This is a genomic window from uncultured Bacteroides sp. (assembly GCF_902472605.1).
Lineage (GTDB): Bacteria > Bacteroidota > Bacteroidia > Bacteroidales > Bacteroidaceae > Phocaeicola.
In genome coordinates, this window is record NZ_CABROP010000006.1 from 45,263 (window position 1) to 69,832 (window position 24,570).

16 protein-coding genes and 1 pseudogene are annotated in these 24,570 nt (G+C 43.0%); 7 read left to right on the forward strand and 10 right to left on the reverse strand.

The genetic code is table 11. The features are described from left to right. Positions 1-276: 276 nt before the first annotated feature. Together RDP42_RS02510 and RDP42_RS02515 are read right to left on the reverse strand one after the other, a co-directional pair. Positions 277-4,293 carry an ATP-binding protein gene (locus tag RDP42_RS02510; protein ID WP_308762393.1) on the reverse strand — a complete coding sequence of 1,339 codons (4,017 nt, stop codon included), beginning with the start codon at positions 4,291-4,293 and terminating at the stop codon, positions 277-279. Between the two features lie 10 nt (positions 4,294-4,303). Next, positions 4,304-4,435, reverse strand: coding sequence for a hypothetical protein (locus RDP42_RS02515; RefSeq protein WP_308762394.1), 132 nt, complete (start codon positions 4,433-4,435; stop codon positions 4,304-4,306). A gap of 88 nt (positions 4,436-4,523) precedes the next feature. On the opposite strand from RDP42_RS02515, the gene RDP42_RS02520 reads away from it, so the two are divergent. Beyond that, complete coding sequence (locus tag RDP42_RS02520) at positions 4,524-5,429, forward strand: serine acetyltransferase (protein WP_308762395.1); 906 nt, start codon at positions 4,524-4,526, stop codon at positions 5,427-5,429. A 219-nt stretch (positions 5,430-5,648) separates the two neighbouring features. Here RDP42_RS02520 and fucO read toward each other — a convergent pair whose 3' ends face one another. The 7 genes and pseudogenes from fucO to RDP42_RS02555 form a co-directional block, all read right to left on the reverse strand. After that, positions 5,649-6,803 carry a lactaldehyde reductase gene (gene fucO, locus RDP42_RS02525; RefSeq protein WP_308762396.1) on the reverse strand — a complete coding sequence of 385 codons (1,155 nt, stop codon included), beginning with the start codon at positions 6,801-6,803 and terminating at the stop codon, positions 5,649-5,651. Between the two features lie 198 nt (positions 6,804-7,001). Continuing rightward, positions 7,002-10,412 (reverse strand): annotated as a pseudogene (locus tag RDP42_RS02530) (family 78 glycoside hydrolase catalytic domain). Positions 10,413-10,548: 136 nt separating this feature from the next. Then, on the reverse strand, positions 10,549-12,060 hold the full coding sequence (locus tag RDP42_RS02535; protein WP_308762397.1) for a beta-glycosidase: 1,512 nt from the start codon (positions 12,058-12,060) through the stop codon (positions 10,549-10,551). Positions 12,061-12,161: 101 nt separating this feature from the next. Beyond that, entirely contained in the window at positions 12,162-13,901 is a 1,740-nt protein-coding gene (locus RDP42_RS02540; protein ID WP_308762398.1) for a RagB/SusD family nutrient uptake outer membrane protein, read from the reverse strand. Positions 13,902-13,912: 11 nt separating this feature from the next. Beyond that, positions 13,913-17,125, reverse strand: coding sequence for a SusC/RagA family TonB-linked outer membrane protein (locus RDP42_RS02545; RefSeq protein WP_308762399.1), 3,213 nt, complete (start codon positions 17,123-17,125; stop codon positions 13,913-13,915). A gap of 234 nt (positions 17,126-17,359) precedes the next feature. Continuing rightward, entirely contained in the window at positions 17,360-18,367 is a 1,008-nt protein-coding gene (locus RDP42_RS02550; RefSeq protein WP_308762400.1) for a FecR domain-containing protein, read from the reverse strand. 65 nt (positions 18,368-18,432) lie between these two features. Further along, positions 18,433-19,026, reverse strand: coding sequence for an RNA polymerase sigma-70 factor (locus RDP42_RS02555; RefSeq protein ID WP_308762401.1), 594 nt, complete (start codon positions 19,024-19,026; stop codon positions 18,433-18,435). A gap of 595 nt (positions 19,027-19,621) precedes the next feature. Between RDP42_RS02555 and RDP42_RS02560 the strand changes: the two genes are divergently transcribed. Genes RDP42_RS02560 through RDP42_RS02580 form a run of 5 tightly spaced genes read left to right on the forward strand, consistent with a single transcriptional unit; the run spans position 19,622 to position 21,851 of the window. Next, positions 19,622-19,942, forward strand: a complete 321-nt coding sequence (locus RDP42_RS02560; protein ID WP_308762402.1) for a DUF3836 domain-containing protein — start codon at positions 19,622-19,624, stop codon at positions 19,940-19,942. 26 nt (positions 19,943-19,968) lie between these two features. Further along, complete coding sequence (locus RDP42_RS02565; protein ID WP_308762403.1) at positions 19,969-20,838, forward strand: CPBP family intramembrane glutamic endopeptidase; 870 nt, start codon at positions 19,969-19,971, stop codon at positions 20,836-20,838. Then, positions 20,825-21,439 carry a DUF2975 domain-containing protein gene (locus tag RDP42_RS02570; RefSeq protein WP_308762404.1) on the forward strand — a complete coding sequence of 205 codons (615 nt, stop codon included), beginning with the start codon at positions 20,825-20,827 and terminating at the stop codon, positions 21,437-21,439. Before RDP42_RS02565 ends, RDP42_RS02570 begins: the two co-directional genes overlap by 14 nt. A gap of 18 nt (positions 21,440-21,457) precedes the next feature. Continuing rightward, the gene (locus RDP42_RS02575) at positions 21,458-21,634 is read left to right on the forward strand and encodes a hypothetical protein (RefSeq protein ID WP_308762405.1); all 177 of its coding nucleotides are present in this window, start codon (positions 21,458-21,460) and stop codon (positions 21,632-21,634) included. Between the two features lie 7 nt (positions 21,635-21,641). Continuing rightward, entirely contained in the window at positions 21,642-21,851 is a 210-nt protein-coding gene (locus RDP42_RS02580) for a helix-turn-helix transcriptional regulator (protein WP_022353539.1), read from the forward strand. Between the two features lie 79 nt (positions 21,852-21,930). Here the strand turns inward: RDP42_RS02580 and RDP42_RS02585 are convergent, their stop codons facing one another. Further along, the gene (locus RDP42_RS02585; RefSeq protein WP_374046899.1) at positions 21,931-23,142 is read right to left on the reverse strand and encodes an ROK family transcriptional regulator; all 1,212 of its coding nucleotides are present in this window, start codon (positions 23,140-23,142) and stop codon (positions 21,931-21,933) included. Positions 23,143-23,447: 305 nt separating this feature from the next. On the opposite strand from RDP42_RS02585, the gene RDP42_RS02590 reads away from it, so the two are divergent. After that, the gene (locus RDP42_RS02590; protein WP_308762406.1) at positions 23,448-24,533 is read left to right on the forward strand and encodes a cyclically-permuted mutarotase family protein; all 1,086 of its coding nucleotides are present in this window, start codon (positions 23,448-23,450) and stop codon (positions 24,531-24,533) included. Positions 24,534-24,570: the final 37 nt, after the last annotated feature.

The following is a 24,570-nucleotide window of genomic DNA, read 5'->3' on the forward strand; positions in this document are numbered from 1 at the left end:
ATACGATTTAGATTAAGTAAAGAATTAATGATTAACTATTAGAACGAACCAAAGAAATACATAACAATTATAAAATCAGGGAATGATACAATAAGTAGCTAGCTCTACAAGAACATTTTATTGTATCATTCTTACATTCTCTTCTAATAAAAAAAATTTCCTTTGTCATTTTTGAATCATATTATTGTTCTACAATGACAAAGGAAAATTAAAACTCACCTCAAGACGTATCTAAATACTGCCTGAAAGGAGAAAATATTATTGCATGCGAGAATTTTATACCTTTCTTGACATTTTTGTTATACTTTTTTGTTGAAATTCAGTCGGCGTTACACCAAACTCATCCTTAAAGCACTTGGTAAAATATTTAGGATTTGTAAATCCTAATGCATATGCAATCTCGGAAACGGATAACTGACGGGAATTAAGCATAGCACAGGCCTCCTTCATTTTTATATTCCGGATAAAATCCAATGGCGTAAGCCCTGTCATAGCTTTTATTTTTCTATGCAGGGTAGATTTCGACATGCCTAGTTCTTTTGATAACATTTCCAAATCAAATTCTGTCTCTTCTAAATGTTCCCTAATAATAGATGTTATTTTCTCCAGCCATTTCTTGTCTGCAATCCGATAAGGAAGTATTGAAAAATCCATACTTTGCTCTTTACGAAACATGTATTGCAATCGCTTATAAGTTAAAATCAAATTATCAATACGCGCCTCGAGAACTTTTATTTCAAATGGTTTGGTCAAGAAACCGTCAGTACCAATATTATAACTTACCACCTGATTTTCCACTCCTTGTTTGGCCGTAAGAATAATAATAGGTATATGCATATATCGATAATCTGTTTTTATTTTTTTACATAAATCCCATCCAATCATATCAGGCAACGTAATATCGCACACAATTATGTCAATATCGTTGTGCGACAATTGCGCCAAAGCACACTTGGCCGTTTCTGCTAACAATACGCCATATTTACTTGAAAAAGTTTGCTGCAATACATAAAGCAACTCTTTGTCATCATCAATGAACAAAACCTTACTTTTTTCTGTCACCATATCTTCAGTTTCCACCACGGGAGCTGTATCGGCTGAAATATCTATTATTTGTTTATTCCCATCAGAAGGACTAACCATCTCTTCCAAAGCATAAGCATCTCTATCCAACGGAAGAGAAACTGTAAACACAGAGCCTTCTCCATAAACACTCTCTACCGAAATCTCTCCATGATGAAGTTGAACCAGTGACTTTGTCAGAAACAAACCTATTCCATTCGATTCATTATCAAACGTATTTTTACCTGTATAAAACTGATCAAAAATAAAATTCAAGTCTTTCGACTTTATCCCTATTCCCTGATCCGATACCCTTATTATCAGAAATCTTCTGCTATGATCTGTTTTCTCAGAAACTTGCAATTCAATTCTTTTCCCCTCAGGAGTATATTTTATGGCATTAGAAAGCAAATTATATAAAATCTGATCCAATTTCTCAAAATCCACATAGCCTTCAATAGATACAGAAGTTTCCACATCAAATTGTTGCTGTTTCTTATTAGCTAAAGCCATAAAAGAGGCAACACAAACATTCTTAATATATGAATCTATCCGGCCGTAACTAATATGCAAAGGCATAGTTTGCATATTAATTTTACGGAAGTCTAATGCTTGTTGAATTAAATGACGCACTTTTAGCACATTTCTTTTCAATATATCAGCCTGTTTCCCATATCGGTCATGAAAAGACTCTTTGTCAAGAGATCCAACCACCGTAGAGATGACCGTCAAAGGAGTTAATATCTCATGAGAAATATTAGTGAAATAATCAATCTTGGTCCTTGCCAATTCTTCCTTAAGCTTTATCTGATTTCTCCTTTTGACTTTTCGTAGGTAAAAAAACTGTGCCAGATATAATAGCACTATCCCCAAAATAACATAAAAAGAATATGCCCACCATGTTTCATACCATGCAGGAAGTCGAGTGATAGTCAATCTGTATTTACTTTCTACCCACTTTCCATTATCTATGTATTTCAATTTAAAGTGAAATTCACCCTTAGGCAATTCATTATAAAATGCAGTAAATTTATTTATTTCAGGATAAACCCAGTCCTTATCTATCCCTTCCAGTTTAAAGGCTATTTGCTTTTCTCTCTGAAGTCCATATTCCAATGTAGAAAACGATAGTTCTATATTCCTGTCATGATTTGTCAAAAACACATGGGACATGGTATTCTCCATTTCTGCCTTGTCAAAAAACACACTATTCCCATCTACTTTAATATCTGTCACCATAGGAGCAAAATTACCATTCTCCCCCCACTGATTACCTGACTGAAGCAAACGAATAAACCCATTGTGTCCACCAGCATAAATTCCTCCCGAATTATCCGGACAAGCCGCCTGCCCTCTAAACAAATGAACTCGTACATTACTGTCTCGAGTAGAGTACTCCGTATAAAGCTTCGTTTGCAGATTATATTTCAAAATCTTTTTATTTGTAATAACCCACAGATTCCTACGGTCGACCAATAACCTTAATACAATGCAGTCACTCAATGTTTCATTAAGTTCCACCAGTTCAAACTTATCTTTTTTAGGAGTTGACCGATACACATATCCTAAAGAAGATACAATCCACATGCAATCAGAATAATCTATACAAGAAAATTTTGGAGCATCTTCCATATTGGAAGTAAAACAAATATTTTTGGGCACTGCCACAATTTCCCCCTCATCATATTTCAGGAAGAATACATTATTAGAAGTAGAAATTCCCCAAATTTCTCTATGGGTATCTACACATAAATGAGTGATACTTCTTTTTTCCAGCGGTTCACAAATAACAGTCAAGTGTTCATTCGCTGGTATGACAAATAAATGACTGGTGGTTAATACCCACAAATTTAAATTTGAATCTTCCATCATTTGAAGCACACCTCCACAATCATCCGCATATAAAGACAAATTGATTTCCTTTGACACATACAATCTGCTACCATTTCTAATTATCTTCATAAGACGAGAATCTCCTCTTCCATTCACCCACACAGACAAAGGCTGTTGAGCTTTAACCATCAAATTAATTTCTTTAATGCGTCCACTCAAATTCGCATAATGAAACTGGTCTGTATCCAATTCATACAGGCACAAGCCTAATCGATCTTGGTTTACCCATGCCACGTTATCTTCATCTACGCACAAATGCAAAATATTTGTATCCCATCCCCAATCACTTTTTACTTGAGGCAATGAATAATATTTAATGCCCGATTTGTCAAAACGAACGATATTCGCCAAATCGTAAGAACTCAGCCACAAATTCCCTTCTCTATCTTTTACAATACGAGTATACATCTTTTGAGTATCCACACAACCTTCTATGTCGACTAACTTCATATCATCATGAGATATATCCAATGCATAGAGTTTATTATATGACAAAAACCATAAATAATGGTACACATCATCTTGAACTATACTATATACCGCAGCTATATCTCCAGCTTCCCCCATCAAAAAAGAACAATTTACAAAATAAACTTTTTCGGGTGAATCAGGTTGAAATTTCCATAATCCATTTCCCCATGTACCAATCCAATAATTACCAGCTCTATCTTGATACATTGTATAATAATCTACATCAATCATATAAGGATAATAAGAAAACATATCTGACTGAGAATCATAACGACATATTCCCCCCTTTCCCATTAACACCCATAATACTCCTGATTTATCTTCATATAAGCTATTAAGTATAATCGCTTGCTGGCCATCAATTTTAAGAATATGCCGCATGTCATATTTACGAGCCAGGCTTCCATCCTCCTTACAACGATAAAGAGTCTCCTCGGATGCTATCCAAACCTGCCCGTTTTTTGTGGTAAGCATGAAAGATATATCCTTGTCTTGCAAACTCTTTTCTGGAATAGGGAAAATCTTACCTGTATACTTCTCAAATAAATTTACTCCTTTATGAGTACCAATCCACAAAAAATCCGTACTTTCCGCAAAACTTGTAATTCTATTATCAGTTAATAAATGGGGAAAACGATAGTCATTCTTAAATGAGCGAACCTGATGTCCGTCATATCTGGCTAACCCATTAGAGGTTCCAATCCATAAATATCCCCATTTATCTTGATATATATCCCAAATTTCATTGGAAACCAAATCTGAATAGAAAGGCATCGGACTGGACAAAATATCCTGAGACATCCCAGGGATAATACTAAGCAAGAGAAAATAGATTATAGCTATGACTGTGTTTTTCATTAATTTCATATAAAAATTTTTATTTCACCCTTCGGTTCAACTGGTTATTTGCTTTTTCCGGACGGGATTTTCCTACCCGTTTCCCACTCGCCTTTTTCTTATTGTTTTGCTTCGCTTTGAAAGCAAAAGGATTCTTCTTGTTCACTACCATGCTGCACTGATTTTTCTACAAAAATAGGATTTTATTGGATTCATCACAAAATATCGCTACTTTTGTCCATTATCAAAATGAAAACTCCATGAGCCCAACTGATTACACGCATATACTGACAAAGGCTGTTGACGAACTTTCCGACAACCAATCCTACCGGGGACTGTTCCATCAGCACCGGGAAGGAGAACCACTCCCTTCGGGAAAATCACTGGAACGGATTGTGGAACTGGCACGCGCCATCCTGTTTCCCGGCTATTTCGGTAACTCGACCATCAACAGCCAGACCATCAACTATCACATCGGGGTGAACATCGAAGAGCTGTTTTCCCTACTGATTGAACAAATACAGGCCGGATTGTGCTTCGGCGTGGAAAACGAAGGACAATGCAATTGTCAGTCTCCCTGCCGAGCTACAGCTACCCAACTGGCGGCAGAATTCATCAGCCATCTGCCGGAAATCCGCCGCATCCTGGCCACCGACGTAGAGGCTGCCCACTACCGTGACCCCGCCGCTACGTGCTTTGGGGAAATCATCTGCTGCTATCCGGTCATCCGGGCCGTAACCAACTACCGGATTGCCCACGAACTTTACCGGCTTAACGTGCCGCTTATCCCACGCATCATCACCGAGATGGCCCATTCCGAAACAGGTATCGACATCCATCCGGGCGCCCAAATCGGACACCACTTCACCATTGACCACGGCACGGGTGTGGTCATCGGGGCTACCTGTATTATCGGTAACCACGTAAAGCTGTATCAAGGAGTAACCTTGGGAGCCAAAAGTTTCCCCTGCGATGAACAAGGGAACCCCATCAAAGGTATTCCCCGCCACCCAATACTGGAAGATAATGTGATTGTCTATTCCAACGCCACCATCCTTGGACGCATCACTATTGGTGAAGGAGCTACCATCGGCGGTAACATCTGGGTAACAGAAAGTGTACCTGCCGGTGCCCGCATCGTACAGCGGAAGAGCAAGGAAAATTAAGGAAAAAATGCCTGCTCAAAAACGCACTTACGTTTACTCCAAAACACAAGAACGTTTGAAACAAAACGCAAGTACATTTCATCTAAAACGCCCTTGCGTTTCAATCCAAACGTAAAGGCGTTTTTTACTTGGAAGGAATCTTCAAAAAAATAACGTCCGCAGTCCCGGAAAACTCACCGGAAACAGCGGACGTTTTTGTATATAAAATTATAGTGATACTTAGAAAGCCTTGTGATAAAGCGCTTCAATTTCTTCTACCGAAGTCGGACGCGGATTACCTCCCGTGCAGACATCATTGAACGCATCGATGGCCAGCTGGTGCAAATCACCCTCTTTCACTCCAATCTCATGCAACTTCTGTGGAATACCAATACTCAAAGAAAGCCGACGGACCGCCTCTACAGCAGCTTTTACCCCTTCCGCTTCGCTCATGCCGGTGGTATCCACTCCCATAGCCTTGGCAATATCCATGTATTTAGGTGCAGCCGGAGATTCCGCATTGTATTCCATGACATAAGGCAACAGCAACGCATTAGCTACTCCATGCGGAGTGTCATAATGTGCCCCCAAGGGATGTGCCATAGAATGAACAATTCCCAGTCCGACATTGCTGAACCCCATTCCGGCAATGTACTGTGCCTGCGACATGGCCTCACGAGCCACCGGATCACTACCATTGTCAACCGCGGCCTTTAAATGTTTGGCAATCATCTCAATGGCCTTCAGTTCGAACATATCCGACATGACCCAAGCTCCCGGAGTGATATAACTTTCGATAGCATGAGTCAAAGCATCCATCCCTGTAGCTGCCGTCAGTCCCTTCGGCATGGAATACATCAGTTCAGGGTCAACGATAGCTACCGATGGAATATCATTCGGGTCTACACACACCATTTTCTTGGTAGCCGCCTCATCGATAATCACATAATTAATCGTTACCTCGGCAGCCGTTCCAGCTGTAGTAGGAAGAGCAAAAGTCGGCACTGCTTTGTGACGCGTATTGGCTACTCCTTCCAACGAACGTACATCCGCAAAATCCGGATTATTTACTACGATACCGATACCTTTGGCAGTATCAATGGAAGAACCGCCACCCAGTGCCACAATGAAATCAGCTCCGGAAGCTTTAAAAGCGGTCACCCCATGCTGCACATTGGCAATGGTCGGATTCGCCTTCACATCATTGTATATTTCGTAAGGAATACCTGCCTTTTCGAACACTTCAATCACCTTATCGGCTACATGAAAACGAATCAGGTCTTTGTCTGTCACAAAAAAAGCTTTCTTAAAACCTCTGCGAGCAGCTTCTGTGGCAATTGCTTCACGACATCCGGCTCCAAAATAAGAGGTCTCGTTCAAAATCATTCTGTACATAGATTTACGGTTTAAAAGGTTAAACTGAAATTTATCCGGAAGCCTGGGACCTTAGTTAAATTCCAAACTTATACCAGAAATATAAATGTTTAAATCGGCCATAAAGCTACAAAAATTCCCTTGGTAAAGGCAAAGGTTTTCACAGTTTTTCCTTTTCTTTTTCATCTGATACACTCAAGCCCATCTTCTTAATAGAATTCATGGTATAACCTGAACCACCCACTGATAAGTACCCGACAACACTTCTGCCCGGAGCATACCCTCCTGCCACACCACTTCCTTCACCCCATTTTTTCCAGCCTGCAAGACACGACCGTTTTCCGTCACCTTGTCTGCTGAAGCAGCCGGTAAATAAAGTGTGGCACTCGTATTGGCCGGAACAGTGAATGAATACCTCACTTCCCCGTCTTTCACTTCCCACGCACTTTCTATCCGTCCGTACAAAGAATCATAATGCCCACGGGCAAATGTCATCTGTCCAGTCGGGTCCACCCGCGGCGACAACACAAAATGCTTGAATCCCGGATGATTCTCATCCCGCATAATCCCCAGGGAATAGGCATACATCCAAGCCCCTACGGCCCCGAATGAATAATGATTGAACGAGTTCATCCGGTTGTTTTCCCCAAATCCATCCACATGGGTATACGAATTCAACCGCTCCCAGATGGTCGTAGCTCCCTGTTCCACAGAATACAACCACGAAGGATAGGTGGTCTGCTGCAACAACTTGTAGGCCACGTCGTCGTAGCCATTGTCCGAAAGCGCCTTGCTAATCCAGGCCGTCCCGATGAATCCCGTCATCAGAGAATACGCCGGATACGTCTTTCTGTCGTCACCCACATTTTCCCGCCGAACCGTTTGGGCGAGATGGGCTGCAAACTCTTCCCGAAGCTCCGGCGGAACCAGGCCGAACGCCAGCGGAAGCACGTACGAAGTCTGTATGTCTACCCGCTTCCCTTTTTCGGGTCCGTCGGCTCCGGAAGAAATCGTCTAGGCCGTCGCCTTATCTACATACGTACGCAGGAAGAAATCCTTCCGCTTCTGATACAAATCCGCATACCTCCGTGCCTCACTTTCCTTTCCCAATATCCTGGACACTTTCACCATGATATCCAAGTCGTACAAGAAATAAGCCTCCCACATCAATGTCTTGTCGTTCTTGTTGTCCTCCGGCCCCAGCCAGTCGCCCAGATTCCCCCACACCTTCTCCTGCTCCAAGATACCTGTTTCCGGGTTGATGGTCTTTGCCAGTATATAATCGATGTAACGGCCCATCGCCGCATAGTGTTCCGCCAGCAAGGTCTTGTCGCCGTACTGCTGGTACACTTCCCAAGGCACCGTGATACCCGCACTACCCCACAACAGGCCCCCAAAGCCTACACCCAGCGGAGCCACGTCGGGGAAACGTCCGTCTTCCCGCTGCACATCACGCATGGCCTGCAAATAACGGCGAAGGAATTGCGGCACATCGGCCAAGTAAGTCGCCGTCCGGGAGAAGACCGAGATATCTCCCGCCCAACCCAAGCGTTCGTTCCGCTGCGGACAGTCGGTCGGGATAGAGAAGAAGTTAGCATAGGTAGACCACACGATGTTGTGCCACAGCTGATTCACTTTCTCATTCGAGGTTTCATACTGAGAAGCAAGCCCGTCAATCGAGCTCAGCACCGTACCCTTCACACTTTCCAAAGGCAAAGCCTTGTCAATGCCCGTAATCTCGACATACCGATAGCCGTGATAGGTGAACCTCGGTGCAATTGTTTCCTCCCCTCCCTTGGTGATGTATTTATCCTGCGCCATCGCCGCACGGATATTCTCCAGCATAATCATTCCCTCGTTGCCGGCATAACGCGGCAGGTCCGGATATTTCACCTCGGCATAACGCAGGTTGATTTCCCGATCCGCTTCCATGCCGCGAAGTGTGATTTCAGGCACTCCCACCATGTTTTGTCCCATGTCGTACACGAAGATACCCGGCCGTACTTCTTCCACCGACCGCGCCGTCAGTTGCTGAATGGCCCGTACCGTCTGACCATACTGGGCTTTCAGGTGAAAAGCCGAATAATCGTTCACTTTCGGCACGTTTCCTCCTCCCACCTGACTGACATGATTTTCCAGCGTCACTTCCACCGCCGGTTTCCACGCCGAGTCGTCGTAACCCGGGCGAGACCATCCGGCGATTGCCTGTTCCTTCCGGGCATCATAGACTTCTCCCTGAAAGAAACTGCCATACACCACCGGCCCCTGGTTGAAATACTTCCATGTGTCCGGCGAAGTGACCACCGCCTGCTGCTGTCCATCCTCGTACGTCACTACCAGCTGGGCCAGCAACGACTGACGGTCGCCGAAGAAGTTCCAGTTTTCTCCGGCATAAGTGGCACCTCCGCTCCACCATCCTTCAGCCAGCACCGCACCCAATGCATTCTTCCCGGCTTGTATTAGCTGCGTCACGTCGTACACCTGATACAGATGCGTTTTGTTGTACTGTGTCACGCCCGGATTGAAATAATCCTTTCCTACCCGTTGCCCGTTGAGATACATCTCATAAATACCACGGGAGGTGACATACAGCCGTGCTTTCTTGATTTTATTGGAGGAAGTCGCAAACTCCGTACGCAACATCGGCATGGAATTGCGGCTCGGGTCTTGCACATACCATTTCCTCCCCCCTTTCAATCGGGACGCATCCAGCTTCACGGAAGTCAGTCGGTTTTCCGGACTCCGGAAATTACGGATATCCGTCTTCACCCTCGAAAAGGCCTTCGCATCCTCCAAGGCAAAGCCTACCTCACCCACTACAGGAAAGGCAATGAAATCACCTCCTTGTCCCAAGGGATTCACATTCACTTCCCCTAACTGCACGTCTCCTTTTTTCAAGACCGTAAAGCCCAAGTTGGAATACAGAGAGAAAGTATGCGCCCGATACTGGTTCCCGGCATTCAATACCTCACTCGGTATCAAAAAAGATTTCAACGGTACGGAGGGTTTGTCATCGGGCTGATAACCTGCACGATAAAGATGTATCCATGCGTTTCCGCCTCCTTTCAGCGGCGTCAAGTCAAACTCTACCTTTATATAAGAAGCATCCTTCCCGTTGGAAAGATGATACAGGTTCTTGTTTGCATCCATTAAGCGCTCGTCATTCGCCCCATACACAAAAGCAATCTTCCGAGACTCGGCCTGCTCCTTCATCTGGAAAGAGAAATCCAAGCGGAACACAGGCAGATAGGGAGAATAAAGCACCATATCCTCATCGTCTCCCCCAATCCAGCGGGCTCCGTGCCAGCCATTTGCCTCATGGTCCGTCAGCAGACTGGTTTCAAACCAGGACGTTCCTTCCTGCACCTTTCCCTGATTGTTCCATACCTTTACCTTCCACGTATAACGGGTAATCGACTGCAAAGCTTCTCCTTGGTACACCACCTGCTGGGACGCATCTCCTGCCACCTTTCCGGAATCCCATACCCGCTTTCCAGCCTCATCCTGCACAATCAGCTGATAGGCCGTCTGATAGATTCCCCTTTCCTGCGGAGTGGCCGTCAGCTGCCAGCCAAACCTCGGAGCGGGAGTGTCTACACCAAGAGGAGTCTCAGCTAATTCTACGGTCATCCCTGCCAAAGAAGGAGACTCTTTTTTATATGTATTGCTCGACAATATGATTCCCAACAAAATTGCGATAAATAAGTGCTTCCCCACCATAGCCTGTTTCATGATCTTGCTTCCAAATTTTCAATGCCTTTCTGTATTATTTCATTTCAAACGTATTCATGGAATGAGGAGCCAGCACCACCTCCAAATACCGCTTGCCCAACTTTACGGTCAGCTTTTGTGACTCTTCCTTGAAATTTCCAGCTATCACCACATATTTCTGTGCCGGAGTCTTTACCACCAGCACCGGTTTCTTGTCGTCTCCTTCCGGCTTATAAGCCAGTACTTCCGAACCGGAGACAATGTAGTGGGCATAATGCTTCACCGCAAAGTATTCAGGTGTATACGTAAACGTACGTGTCTTTGAATCAACCCGAATCAAGGCATTCTGTTTCCATCCCCAGGTGCTTGTTCCCTCATCCGAGAGAATGAAATTCCAAAGGTTATACTCGTTGCATCCATTCCCCAAATAATGATTGATCAGTTCAAAAGTGTGTTCGCCCGACTTCCAGTCGAAGCTTCCCCAACCACATTCACTCTCGGAACAAATGTAACTCCAGTCGGGATGCTGCTGCCGGATGGCTGACAGAATCTCGCGTCCTTCCCACTGAAAACCCATTCCGGAAATACAAGCCTGCAACTGTTTGTCCGAAAGAATCGTCTCCACATGATCCTGTCGGTTCGTATTCAGTGTGCCTAAATACAACTTCACCTCGGGATGCGCCTTTTTCAATGCCGGAGCCAGGTAATCCCGATTAAAGAGAATAGTCCCTTCTGCCGTCCATGCACATCCGGGATAGGGCGTATAGCTGTACGCCTCATTCTGATACATCACCATATCAATAGGGATACCTTCTGCCTTGTAGGCATCGATGAACTTACAGAAGTAATTGGCATACGTCCGCAAATAACGAGGATCTTGTATCATATAGTCGGTAGTAGCCAGCTGACGGGGGAATTTTCCTTTGCGTTCTCCTACCAGCTTCATCTCGTCCGGATCGGTTGTTCCGCCTACATTTCCATACAGCAGGTAATCCAACTTCGGCGACAGATGGTTGGCCGGACTACTCAACACCGGATAATCTCCATTTATTTTCAACCAGCTGGGGGGAGACCAGGGAGAAATCCAAAAGGTAAGTGCCGGATTATACTTCTGTGCTGCCCGGATGAAAGGAATAATCGCCTGTTTATCCCGGTCGATATTGAAATAGCGTAATTCAAAATCTCCTTCCACTTCATCGCAGCTGTACCAGGAACGGGCATAGTCATTGGCACCCAATGAAATCCGTCCCCGCCCGACACGTAAATCACCATCCGGAGCAAATACCTTCTTCAAGATTTCATCCTGCTCTTCGCGGGTCAGCACACCCAGTGCATCCCAACAAAGCTCATTGAAAGTGACTCCCCAGGTCTTAAACGTAGCAATTTTAGTCTTTTCGTCCACAGACACATCCGGAAGGGTATTTACTTCGCTTTTCAAGCGGACAGTGGATTGTTGCCAAGTTTCATTCTCACTGCTATGTATCCAGTGATAAGTTTGTGCAGAAAGTTGTACGGCCCCTAAGGTTACCAGACAACTTACACAATACATTCTTAATCGAGTTTTCATGGTAAGTACAGATTTTAGTTGAATCTATTTTGTTACTACCCGCTGACAGACTAATCTCTACAGCAAGTCTGTCAACGGGTATAAAGGATATTTTTCACCAATTAAATAGACGGATAACCCGGATTCTGTTTTAGGTTCGGATTTGTATTCAAGGCTTTTCGCGAGATAGGCAACCACATTGTATGATCATCTTCATCCGGCTGTTTATCCCACCAGGTACCTGTGGTAAACACTCCAAAACGACATAACGTCTGACGCCGCAAACCTTCACCCAGAAATTCACGTCCCCATTCATCCAAAAGCTCTTGCTCCGTCAGTGCGCTTCCGTCTTCCGGGTATAAACTGGAAGACCCCGCCGGATAATAGCGTTTACGAACTTTGTTCAACAACCTTTCAGCTTCAGCTTTTTCTCCTTGATGAAACCGGATCTCAGCCAAATAATAGTAAATTTCAGCCAAACGGATTAAAGCATAGTCTGACTCAATCTTGTGAGGATTGTCTGACGCATAAATCGGATATTTAATCAAACACCAACCCGAATTCTGATCACCTGTTGCCATGGTCGACTCAGTCGTCTTGGTACCATTGGAGGGATTTGGGGAAGGATTATCCGGATCTGTATCACGGAATACACCTACTTGGTCACGAATATACAAAGTATAAGCCCCATTATCCGACGTCACATACTTTGTTTCTCCATTCTCTGTATAAGGTAAATATCCATACAAAAACATACCTTCACGAGTTCCATCAGCCAAATTTACATATTTTTTCAAACGGACGTCATCCGGATATTTCATAAATTTACGAACAGGCTTCCCATTGGCAAATGTATACTCATTACCCTGCAAATCCAGTCCCGGCTGCAAAGCATATTTCGGGTTACAATTTCCCCAATCGGTAAATCTAAAATATTTAGGCGACAAGAAAGGAGCCACCTGCCAGAACATTTCTGTATCATACAACCAATGCATACCCCCAAATGAAGAAGGATATCCAAACAACAATTCATTTGATTTGTCATTATCCCAATCAAAAGGAGCGTCCCAACGAGTATCAATGTCATAGAAACCATATTCCCCATTAATGATATCTTCACAATATTTCTCAGCCTCCGCAGTCTTGTCCTCGTCAATCCACCAACTGGCATTCATATACAATCTTGCCAGCAAAGCGGCACATCCCCCTTGCGTCCATTGTCCCTGATTGAGGCCATTTCCTTCCGAACCTTCCTTTTTCTTTAGTAAAGGTAAAGATTCCGTAAGTTCTTTTTCAAGAAAAGCAAAGGTTTCTTGAGGAGTAGACTGAAGAGGCAATTCTGTAGAGGGATAATCTGTCACAACAGGTATATTATGTACCAAATCAAACAGTGTCATATACATCCAGGCACGTAATACCCGGGTCTGTGCAATAAAATCATTAAAATCCTGCTGTGTAAAACCATAATCCTCCGGATTCAGGCGGTTTAAGTCATAAATACTGGCATTGCACTGCATAATCCCCCTATAAGTATCTTCCCAAATAGCACTTACAGCAGAATCATCAATTGTCCAAGTATGATAGTGATAACGAAAAAATTCTCCTCCATTATACCAATGTTCCTCCCGTTGTACGGTCATGTAATGGTCGGCTGATAACTCTCCAATCCAATACATCGCCCCTCTACATAGCCAGTAACCGTGTCCAAAAGGACGTACAAACCCCTGAAGCACATTTTCTTTCGTCTGATAGAACTGGTCCTGAGGAATTATATCATATGTAGTTTCAGTCAAATCTGTACATCCCACAGAAGCCAACAAACCTAGTGCACAGAAAATATTTTTTATCTTAGATGTTTTCATAATATACCAAATTAAAAATTAAGTTGAACACCAAACAAGAACTGACGAGAAGACGGATAATATCCATTTTTACTATAAGGTACTCCAGGTTCCATTCCGTTTATACAATAAGCATCTTTATCCAACCCACGATGATACCCGCTAATAGTAAACAGGTTACGCCCTGTTATATAGAAGCGAGCCTTTTCCAACCATTTACTTCCACAATTCCAGGTATATCCCAATGTAGCCACATCCAATTTCAAGAAATTGCCATTGTGTACAAAATAGCTACTATGCACATTTGTTCCAGTTATATCCTTATTTTCGTTATAAGCAGATTCCAGCACATTAGTATTAGGAGCTGCATTCTGCAAACCATAATACAAATCTTGAGCATCATAAATCTGATAGCCGAAGTTTCCACGGAAATACAAATTCAAATCAAAATCCTTATACCGGAATGAATGAGTCATGGACATCGAAAACTTAGGCAAGCCATTCCCTACAACTTTTTTATCTGCATCAGTACCTTCTGTAATAGGAATCTTCTTTCCATCTTTAGAATAAACCAGCCATCCTCCATCTTCATCTAAACCGGCATATTCAAATGTATAAAAATTACCGATACGCTCTCCTTCTTCAATTCGTTGCAATGATCCTGGGTTACCTGGATACAATGGGAAACCACTCAGCCAATAGAAAGACTGTCCTTCATAGGTATCATTTGAGAAGGAAACGAACTTATTATTGGAAGTAGAACCCACAAAGCCTACCGTATAATCAAAATCTTTGGTATGCACAGCATTCCAGTTGAGTTCAATTTCCACACCAGTATTTTTCATGGTTCCTACATTTACAAATGTAGTAGGATGTGCATAAGGAGGCTGCGGAACATCGTATGTACCTAACAAGTCCTGCTGTTTACGGTGATAATAGTTGATGCTACCACTTAACCGATAATCAAACAAGCTGAAATCAAGACCGACGTTCCAATTTTTTCCTTTTTCCCAACGAAGATCTGGATTAGGGTTTGAACTTGAACCCCATCCTTTTATATAAGACCCCTGATAGTAAATCAAATCATACGATGACATCAAGGCCAATGATTGATAACTACTAAAATCTTGGTTTCCAGTCACTCCAAAATCTCCACGCAATTTTAAATCACTGATCCACTTTATATCTTTCATAAAACTTTCTTCACTAATACGCCATCCGGCAGATACAGCCGGGAAAGAACCCCATTTATGATTTACCCCAAACTTTGACGAACCTTCATGACGTAATGAAAAAGTAGCAAAATATTTATCTCCATAATTATAAGTTAAACGCCCGAAAAAGGCAATCAACTTAGAATCATTCTTATAGGAACCCATACCCAAGCGTCCAATCTCATCACTATTGTATGTACCAGAGCCCAGATTATTTGCTCCCAAAAGATCGGATGCAAAATTCTTGTTCTCCGCACTCAGTCCATCGTTTACAAAGTACTGATAAGAATATCCTCCCATAAATTTAAGATGATGACTACCTGTATCGTATCCATAATTCACAAGCCATTCCAACGATTCTTGCTTATTCTTACTATAACTTCTGCTCGCCTCACCCGAAAAGCCATTATCTTGTTCAATTGTGGACACCGACGGACGAAACCAGCTATAATCTGTTTCTATAATTTGTTGTGCCAATGTAACCTGGGTACTCAAATAATGGCTTTTATTAGCACTAAACAATGGCAACAAGTTCAATTTGAATGTCCCATCCCAGCTTAAAATAGTCTGCTCACCTCCACTCTGTTCCAGCTTTAATATTTCTACTGGATTATTTGTTGAGTACGTGGTTATTTTGGTATAATATCCAGGATTGTTCGGGTCCATCACCGGAATCGTAGGATTTATCATCAAGGCCGAACGGAAAGTATCATAATCTGCATCCTGGTAATTGATAACGCGAGGAGCTACATTTAAAACCACATTATACAAATCATTCTTTCCGGTATGATTTAAAGAAAGACGTGCTCCAAGCTGTTTCTTTTCGGAGCGCAAATCTATACCTTCCGTATTTTTATAGTCCACTGTAGCTTTATAATTGTTCTTCGAATTACCCCCCATCACCTGCAAGGTATGACTGTGTGAAACTGCCACTTTAGTCAGTTCATCAAACCAATTAGTGTTTGCCCCATAATCTTCTCCACGCTTATATTCACGGAATTCATCAGCCGACAGTACGTCCAGCTCTCTGATAGGTGTAGAAATATTGACAAAACCTGAATAAGAAGTATGTATCTTTCCATCTGTACTCCCTTTTTTCGTAGTAATTACAATCACTCCATTCGATCCACGTGTCCCATAAATGGCAGAGGCAGCTCCATCTTTCAATACATCAATAGATTCCACATCGTTCTCGTTCACATTATCCAAACTTCCCCCTGGTACACCGTCAATCACAATCAACGGACCTAATCCGGCAGAACGGGAAGACACTCCACGTACCTGAATACTTGGCGAAGAGTTCGGATCAGAAGGTGTTGAATTTTCAATGGCAAGGCCTGATACCTTTCCTTGTATCTGCATGGCTGGATTGCCGCTTCCTATTTGTAACATGTCTTTACTGGATACATGTGATACCGCACTGGTCAGTTCTTTTTTGGACACGGTTCCATAACCAATCACTACCACATCGTCCAGCATCTCAGAATCCTCGCGCATAACTACCGACAATTTCTTCTGTCCTTTTACAGGAATATATTGTTTCTTATAACCAATAAAAGAAAATACCAAAGTATTACCTTCTGCCGCTTCCAGTGTAAAATTTCCATCAAAATCAGAAATCGTCCCCACACCAGTACCTTCAACTTGGATACTTGCACCAATAACAGGTTCATTATTTACATCTACTACACGTCCGGAAACTTTTCTTACCTTCGAAGAAGAGCCTACTTCTTTTTTCTGAATAATAATCTTTTTTCCTTTTACTTCATAATTCAAGCCTTTCTGTCCGGCCAGGATTTGTTTCACCGCTTCCTCGATACTGGCATTCTGTACCGATACAGACACCCGTTTCTGCGTGTTCACATCGACCGATGAAAATACAAACGAGTAACCCGACGACTTCTTCAATTGTTCCATTGCCTCTTTTACTGTCACATTACCGGTTTTCAACGTAATATTCTGAGAAAAAGCCGATAAGTTCAGGCAAAGCGCTGCCGAGGCTATTAACATAGCCTTACTGAAATATCTCATAATTCTGTTGATTTTTAATTAAATAACTAAAAGTTGGAATTGTAAGAATCGAAGAATACCTATCTTTGCAGTATCTTTGATTCAAGTTATTATGCCCTATATGCAAAAGACTTGTAAACTTGCAAGGAGGATGTGCCCGCATCTTCCTTGTTTTTTATGTCTTCGCCTTGTAGCTCTGTCAGCTGGAAGGTTTCATTTTCATGGTGTTTCTCTTTTTAAGGTTTGACAAATCAGTTAATAAAGAATGTATTTCTCATTTTCGTATCGATACTTCATGCGATTGGTCGAAGCAATAGTTTCCAACACTTCTTCTATGGTATTGCCCATCACCCTGAAACTACCGTAAAAACGACGGTTCTTCAGACTGTCGGCAATCTCTATTTTCACGTCATAACTACGCATCAGCTTCTTGGCTATATCCTGCAACAATTCTTCATCAAAAAACAATTCATCGTTCGTCCACAACCTGGAATTTTCGGCACAGCTCTTCAGTTTCCTCATTTCTCCCGTACGCTTATTCATCACCATCTTCTCATTAGGCGAAAGATACAATTCCGGCATGGATTTCATACCATTGTGCAAGGCTACTTTCCCTTCCAGCAGGTTTACCGTCACTTCCTCATCGTCCGAATAGTTCTTGAAATTAAACTTGGTACCCATTACCCGCAAATCCACTTCACGTGTATGAATCTCAAAAGGCAGTTCCTGATTATGAATTACCTCAAAATATCCTTCTCCTTCCAAATTCAATTGCCGGTTGTCCATGCCAAATCCCTGCGAATAGGTAATTTTAGAACCCGCATTTAGCCATACCAATGTGCCGTCGGGCAAATACAACTTGGTTCGTGCTCCCAGCGGAGCTTCCACTACCATATCCGAGAAGGTCTGACGGAGGGTTTCTTGTCCTTTCCAGTAACCTGCTAACGGAAGCAGCAATATCAAGATTACAGCTGCTACCCGATAGACAATCTTCCACGGAATCCGATAAACTCTTGGACGTTCATTTGCCACTCTCTTCTGGAAGCGGGCAAAAGCCTCTTCCTTATCAAACATCTTTTTTTCATCGGCGGCAGCACCTGAAGAAAACCAAACTTCAATCTTGTCACGGACATACCTACGGTTTTCTTCCGACTCCCGGCTCCAACTTTTCAATTCCTGAAAAGCGTCTGCCGTCAGATGGCCGGAAAGGTATTCCGCAATCAACCCATCAATCCGTTCATTTTTCATTTTTTCGTGCTGCATAATTTGCTGTGTTTATAAGTAAGACAAAAAAGAGGAAAAGCAGGGTAGTCAAAAAAGAACTTTTTTCAATTTCCCCAAAAAATATAGCATAAAAGAAGTTTCAGATAGCCAGACATGTGCTTCTGAAGAAATGACAATGCATTCTTTATGTGATATTTAACCGTATTGATAGAAATATTCAGCTCCTGAGCAATTTCTTCGTATTTCTTTTGTTCATAACGGCTTTTCTTGAATACGGTCCTGCATTCTTCTGGTAAAGCCTCAATGCTGCGTGCCAGTTCATCCTCCAGTTCCTGCTCCAGCAAATATCCCAGCGGATGGTCTTTTTCTACAAATAAGGTATCCAGAAATTCCACATTTTCCGGAAGCGAAAAAGAAGAAAAACGGAGTTCTTCACGATGGGAAAGAGAATTCAACTCATTCAGGCAACGATTGCGAACAGACTTCATCAGATATGCCCTCAAAGAATACACAATTTCCACCTCCGCACGGTGTTCCCACAGATAGAAAATGGCGTCATCTACTATCTCTTCCGCCAACGCCGTATCGTGCAGAAACAAATCTGCAAAACGACATAGAGATTCATAGTGGCGATCGTAAATGCATCTGAATACAGATTCATCTCCACGCCTAAGACCTTCTATCAGCTGTTTTTCCATTATGATTCCAAATTCAATTCGTAGCGAGCAAAATTAAAGATTTTCTTCTTATTTTCAGGAATTCTCCTTACAATTATTCTTATACTATAAGGTTTCCAAACACAATCAGTCAATTCTTTTTACACAATAAAACAAACCGACAAAGCTCTCAGTTATATACGACGCAAAAGCAATAACTATAAAACCACAATACACTATTTCCTAAGAAACAGGGCATTTTTTATATTTCCCTATACGGAAACATACGTTTTCCTACCGTGAAACGTACGTTTCCGCACTGAGAAACGTATGTTTTCCGTAATGGAAACGTAAAATAAGCCACTGCATTTCTCCATCCATATCCTTAGGTTTTCCAAAATTCAGACCTTACCATACACCTATGCTCCTTAAAGCCTGCAAAGTCCTCTTTTCTCCTTTTCCAGGCCTTTAAGCCTCATTTTTCCCGTAAAAACAGAAAAATTTATCGTTTTTCGATAAAATATTTCTGTTTTTCTTTTGGAGTTCAAAAATAATACCTACATTTGCATATCGAAAAACGATAAATATTTATCGAAAACAAACGACACACACTATTTACACACAAACACGTACAGTTATGAAAAAGACATTCACAAAAAAAACACTGGCAGCAGGAATCGCCGCTGCACTGATGACATTGACAGCCACACACGCAAACGCAAAAGAAACCTTCATTTACGGACAAAACCACCAAAGCTTGACGGTATCTACCCTGAATGAAGACGGCAAAACACTCACTCCCAAGTGGAAGTACGAATACCGATACGACACACAGGGAACCCTGACCGAAAAAAAGGCTTACCGCTGGGATGCGGACCGAAAAACCTGGAATCCGGCTTATCTGCTGACCTGGGGCGCTGAAGGTCCGGCTCTTCAGAAACTTTCAACCAACAAGTAAACAAACTTTTTAAAACGTACACGATTATGGGACGCGCCATCAAATTATTACTGTATTTCTTTGCCTACCAACTGGCTTTCATGGGGGTAACCATCTGTGGATACATGCTGTATCGCCACACCTTCGAATTGCCGAAGACACCCGACAGTCTGTATACAAACCTGATTATGCTGGCACAGGTACTCTCTACCGCCGCAGTAGGCATCCATCTGCTGGCAGGTAAATATGTGGAACTGGACCGGAAGACTTGGGGATATCACTGCTCCCCCAAACTGTTAGTTACATCGGTGATATTCATTTTAGCGATGGGCTTTTGGACCAATTACTTCAACGAGCTGGCCGACCTACCCAACAATATGGAAGCTGCCTTTGACATGATGATGCACCATCCCTTAGGTATCGTGGCCATCGTCATCATGGCTCCCCTCGTAGAGGAACTGCTGTTCCGTGGTGCCATTCAGGGACATCTGCTCCGCAAATGGAAACATCCGGCAGGGGCCATCGTACTTTCTTCATTGATTTTCGGACTGGTACACGGCAACTGGGTACAGGCACCTTTCGCCTTTGTCACCGGACTGGCACTGGGATGGATGTATTACCGCACGGGTAGCCTGCTACCCGGCATCTTGATGCACTTTGTCAATAACAGTGCGGCTGTGATTGCTTTCTTATCGGCAGACGACCCGAATGCAACCATGGTTTCTACTTATGGAGCCACCGGAGCAGCACTCATGGCAGCCGGAGGATTTGTCCTCACCGTCCTCTGCATACTGTTCATCCAAAAGAAGCTGGTTCCGCAACCGGCTTCATGGTATCAGCCTGCCCAGGCAGAAACGATTGAAATAGAAGACCAGACATTATCCACACAAACACATTCACACGATGAAAACATTTAAAATCATTGCATTAATCGCCCTCCTTGGCATCTTGTTCGAATCGATAGGAGGGTTCATCGACGGCTGGAATGAACCCGACCAACTGGCTCCCATTCGCATAGAACGTACCCATCCCGCTTTCGACAAAGTGACTGCGGTGACCTTTGATGTACTGCCACAGTCAGCCCAACAAGTAACCAACCTGCAAACCGGCACTCGTGTACCGGCCGGATTCATACAATGCCATGCATATATCACTCCCAGTGGTCTTACGACTTTCGCTTATGTGCTGCTGGCAATTACGGGATTGTTTACCCTATATGGATTCTACAGCCTTATCCGCTTATTTATCTCCGTCATCCGTAAAGAGATATTCACACCCGCCAATATCCGGCGTATCCGATGGGGAGTCTATCCTCCCACCGCCTACACTTTGGCCAAATATTTCCAGTCATGGTGTGAATCTCACGATGCCATGACCCAACTCACCGTTCCGGGGTATGTCATTCAGCCTGCTTCTCCCTTTGAATTCAGCTGGATGAGCCTCATACTCCTGATACTTCTCACGGAGGTCTTCGTAGTTGCCGTACGCTTGAAACAAGAAAACGATTTGACGATTTAATTTTAGATACTCACCTTGATGCTATTGACCGTCATTTACTGGTTATTCATCGAGCGACTGATAGAGACACGTTCCCATCGTGTATTAGTCATGATGGGAATGATTTATGGTGGAATGTACCTGCACCACGTATTGATAAGACGCTACACTTGCTGGTGGAAGGTATTGACTGAAGAAAAAAGAAAACTAAACTGAATAATTTATGCCGATTATCGTAAATCTCGATGTGATGATGGCGAAACGGAAAGTTTCGCTGGGAGAGCTTGCCGAACGGATTGACCTGACACCGGCAAACCTCTCTATCCTGAAAACAGGAAAAGCCAAGGCCATACGCTTCTCTACCCTGGAGGCCATCTGTAAGGAACTGGACTGCCAGCCGGGGGACATACTGGAATATCGGGCGGAAGAATAGAAAAACAACAAATGTATACACAAAAAACAGGCCTGTCTGAAATGAATCATTCCAGACAGGCTCACCTATTTTCTATGATTTACCATTCAAACAATTTGCTTCTGGACAGCAGACAAGCACCTACCACTCCTGCTTTTGCCTGCAACTTCGACAAGACCACAGCCGAATCCTTACTTACCAGATTCAAAGAATATTTGCGGATGGCGGTCTTGATGGGTTGCAAGATATAATCTTCCGTCAACGCCAGCGTTCCGCCGATGACCACCAGTTCCGGGTTGAACAGGTTGATCAGTCCTGCAAGATAACGTCCCAGCTTGCGACCGATTTCTTCTACCAGTTCAATACACAGGATATCTTCTTTATTGGTGGCCTCCACAATCTCTTCCAAGGTAAGCGGAGAATCCCCCGTAAGAATTCGCTTAGAAAGGATGGAAGTCTGTCCGCTCTTCACCCGCTCGCAAAGAATCCGATGCAGCGCCGAACCGGAAACTTCGGTTTCCAGACATCCTTTTTTTCCGCAACGGCAGATGATTTCATTGTCGAACACATTGAAATGACCGAATTCTCCCGAGAAACCCGAACGTCCCGTATAGATTTTTCCATCAATGATAAAGGCCGAACCAAGTCCCCAGCTAAGATTGATGAACACCACATCTTTTTCTCCTTTGACCACCCCTTTCAGCAGCTCGCCATAAGCCATGGCACGGGTATCATTGTCAATGCTCACCGGAATGCCGATTTTTTCGGTCAGAATCTCAGCCAGCGGACGTTCCTCGAAATTAAACATGCTGAAACTGTAACCTTCCTCCGGATTGACCCGCCCGGAGATGTTCACCCCAACCTGAAGAATCTTTTCCCTGACATTCTTATGTTTCTCAATGAATGTGGAAATATGATGAATCAGCACATCCAGACTTTCCAACGTATTGTCGAGATGACATTCTGTCCCCATTTGAATATCAACCATATCACCTGTAAAATTCATCAAACCGATATTCAAACAAAAAGACTTAATATCCACCCCCACCATATAAGCCGAATCTGGATTCAAACCATACAGATTGGGAGGCCGCCCCTCGCTTGTCTCTTGCTTTCCGTAATTGATAATATATCCTTCTTCCACCAATTCCATCACAAACTTAGTGACGGTAGGAATGCTCAAATCAATGTCTTTCGCCAGATCAGGAATAGTAGAAGAATGATTATGCATCAAATAAGTCAGAATCCTTTTTTGAGTCAGCATATTTTTCGTACCATTTCCTAATCCTTCGATTAATCTTTGCACTATCATGACAAAACTCTTTAATTAAACCTAAAACAGCATGCTAAAATAACAAACAACCCTTTTCTTTTCCAACAAATCATTTGAAAATTTTATGTTTGATAACCTATAGAACGTATTTTATTTACTAAAACACATAGTCCAGTCAAGCGTTTGCTAAGATAATAAATTTAATCATACAAAACAACAAAATCAAAATATTAATTATCAATGCGAAAATCAGGAAAATTATTCATTAAACTATGCATGATTTAAATTTTATGCTTATTTTAGCAAAAGAAACTTCACTATCATTTTAACCAAATAAAAAACGTATGAAAAAACAACTCCTGATATGGGGAATCCTTGTATTACAATACACAGTAATCCTGGCCCAATCCACTCCCTCATACCCACAACAGCTTCCTGATTATCCAGTAGCTCAAGGGGTATCTGCTCCTTTTGCCGGCTTTATCAATGACTGGCTGGTAGTAGGTGGAGGATGCAATTTTCCAGGCAAACCCGCGGCAGAAGGGGGCAAGAAAGTGTTTTATAATCAATGCTATGCACTCAACCTTCAGTCTGCATCCCCACGATGGATTTCCTTGTCAGATTTTCCCTATCCAGTGGCTTATGGCTGTAGTGTAGAAACTCCGCAGGGACTGGTCTGCATCGGAGGGGCCAATGCAGATTCCTGCCTAACCAATGTATTCTGTATTCAACTCGTCGACTCTTCACAAAGGTTTGCCGTCAAACAACTTCCTTCATTACCTGAGGCCATAGACAATGCTGCAGCTACCTTGCTCAACGGGGCTATTTACCTCACCGGAGGAAACCAGCAGCACCAGCAGAACGCCTTATACAAACTCGATTTGAAACAGGGAACCGCCTGGCAGAAACTATCCAGCTACCCTGGGCCTCAACGGGTGCAACCCATTCTGCTTCACGACGGACACAAGCTTTATCTGATAGGGGGATATCAGGCTCCAGCTAAAGCCTCGGAAAGCATCCTGTCGCATGACATCTTATGCTATCTCCCCGAAACAAACACTTGGAAATACGAAGCAGATATACCCGCAGAAGCCAATGGAGAGAAGCGCTGCATGGCAGGAGGAAGTGGCACACAAACATCTACCCACCTCATTCTTACGGGAGGAGTCAATTATACCATCTTCAAAAAAGCTTTGGATGGAAAAGCTGGAAAAGATTACATGACCCATGCCCCTTCCTGGTATCAGTTCAATGACGACATCCTCTATTTTGACTTTACCAGCCAGAAATGGACAGTGGACCCTCAAGTTTCCGGCATGGCCCGCGCAGGAGGTATCCTCCTCCAACACCAACATTGCTTATACATGGTCTGTGGAGAAATAAAGCCGGGAATACGCACACCAAAGATTACGGTTTATCCTCTTAAATAAGAAAATATTTTCTGAAATAGGCGGAAAATCTTTGTAA

Coding starts and splice junctions, on each gene's coding strand:
- RDP42_RS02510 (WP_308762393.1), bottom strand. CDS start 4,293: ATGAAATTAATGAAAAACACAGTCATAGCTATAATCTATTTTCTCTTG.
- RDP42_RS02515 (WP_308762394.1), bottom strand. CDS start 4,435: ATGGTAGTGAACAAGAAGAATCCTTTTGCTTTCAAAGCGAAGCAAAAC.
- RDP42_RS02520 (WP_308762395.1), top strand. CDS start 4,524: ATGAGCCCAACTGATTACACGCATATACTGACAAAGGCTGTTGACGAA.
- fucO (WP_308762396.1), bottom strand. CDS start 6,803: ATGTACAGAATGATTTTGAACGAGACCTCTTATTTTGGAGCCGGATGT.
- RDP42_RS02535 (WP_308762397.1), bottom strand. CDS start 12,060: ATGAAAACTCGATTAAGAATGTATTGTGTAAGTTGTCTGGTAACCTTA.
- RDP42_RS02540 (WP_308762398.1), bottom strand. CDS start 13,901: ATGAAAACATCTAAGATAAAAAATATTTTCTGTGCACTAGGTTTGTTG.
- RDP42_RS02545 (WP_308762399.1), bottom strand. CDS start 17,125: ATGAGATATTTCAGTAAGGCTATGTTAATAGCCTCGGCAGCGCTTTGC.
- RDP42_RS02550 (WP_308762400.1), bottom strand. CDS start 18,367: ATGCAGCACGAAAAAATGAAAAATGAACGGATTGATGGGTTGATTGCG.
- RDP42_RS02555 (WP_308762401.1), bottom strand. CDS start 19,026: ATGGAAAAACAGCTGATAGAAGGTCTTAGGCGTGGAGATGAATCTGTA.
- RDP42_RS02560 (WP_308762402.1), top strand. CDS start 19,622: ATGAAAAAGACATTCACAAAAAAAACACTGGCAGCAGGAATCGCCGCT.
- RDP42_RS02565 (WP_308762403.1), top strand. CDS start 19,969: ATGGGACGCGCCATCAAATTATTACTGTATTTCTTTGCCTACCAACTG.
- RDP42_RS02570 (WP_308762404.1), top strand. CDS start 20,825: ATGAAAACATTTAAAATCATTGCATTAATCGCCCTCCTTGGCATCTTG.
- RDP42_RS02575 (WP_308762405.1), top strand. CDS start 21,458: ATGCTATTGACCGTCATTTACTGGTTATTCATCGAGCGACTGATAGAG.
- RDP42_RS02580 (WP_022353539.1), top strand. CDS start 21,642: ATGCCGATTATCGTAAATCTCGATGTGATGATGGCGAAACGGAAAGTT.
- RDP42_RS02585 (WP_374046899.1), bottom strand. CDS start 23,142: ATGATAGTGCAAAGATTAATCGAAGGATTAGGAAATGGTACGAAAAAT.
- RDP42_RS02590 (WP_308762406.1), top strand. CDS start 23,448: ATGAAAAAACAACTCCTGATATGGGGAATCCTTGTATTACAATACACA.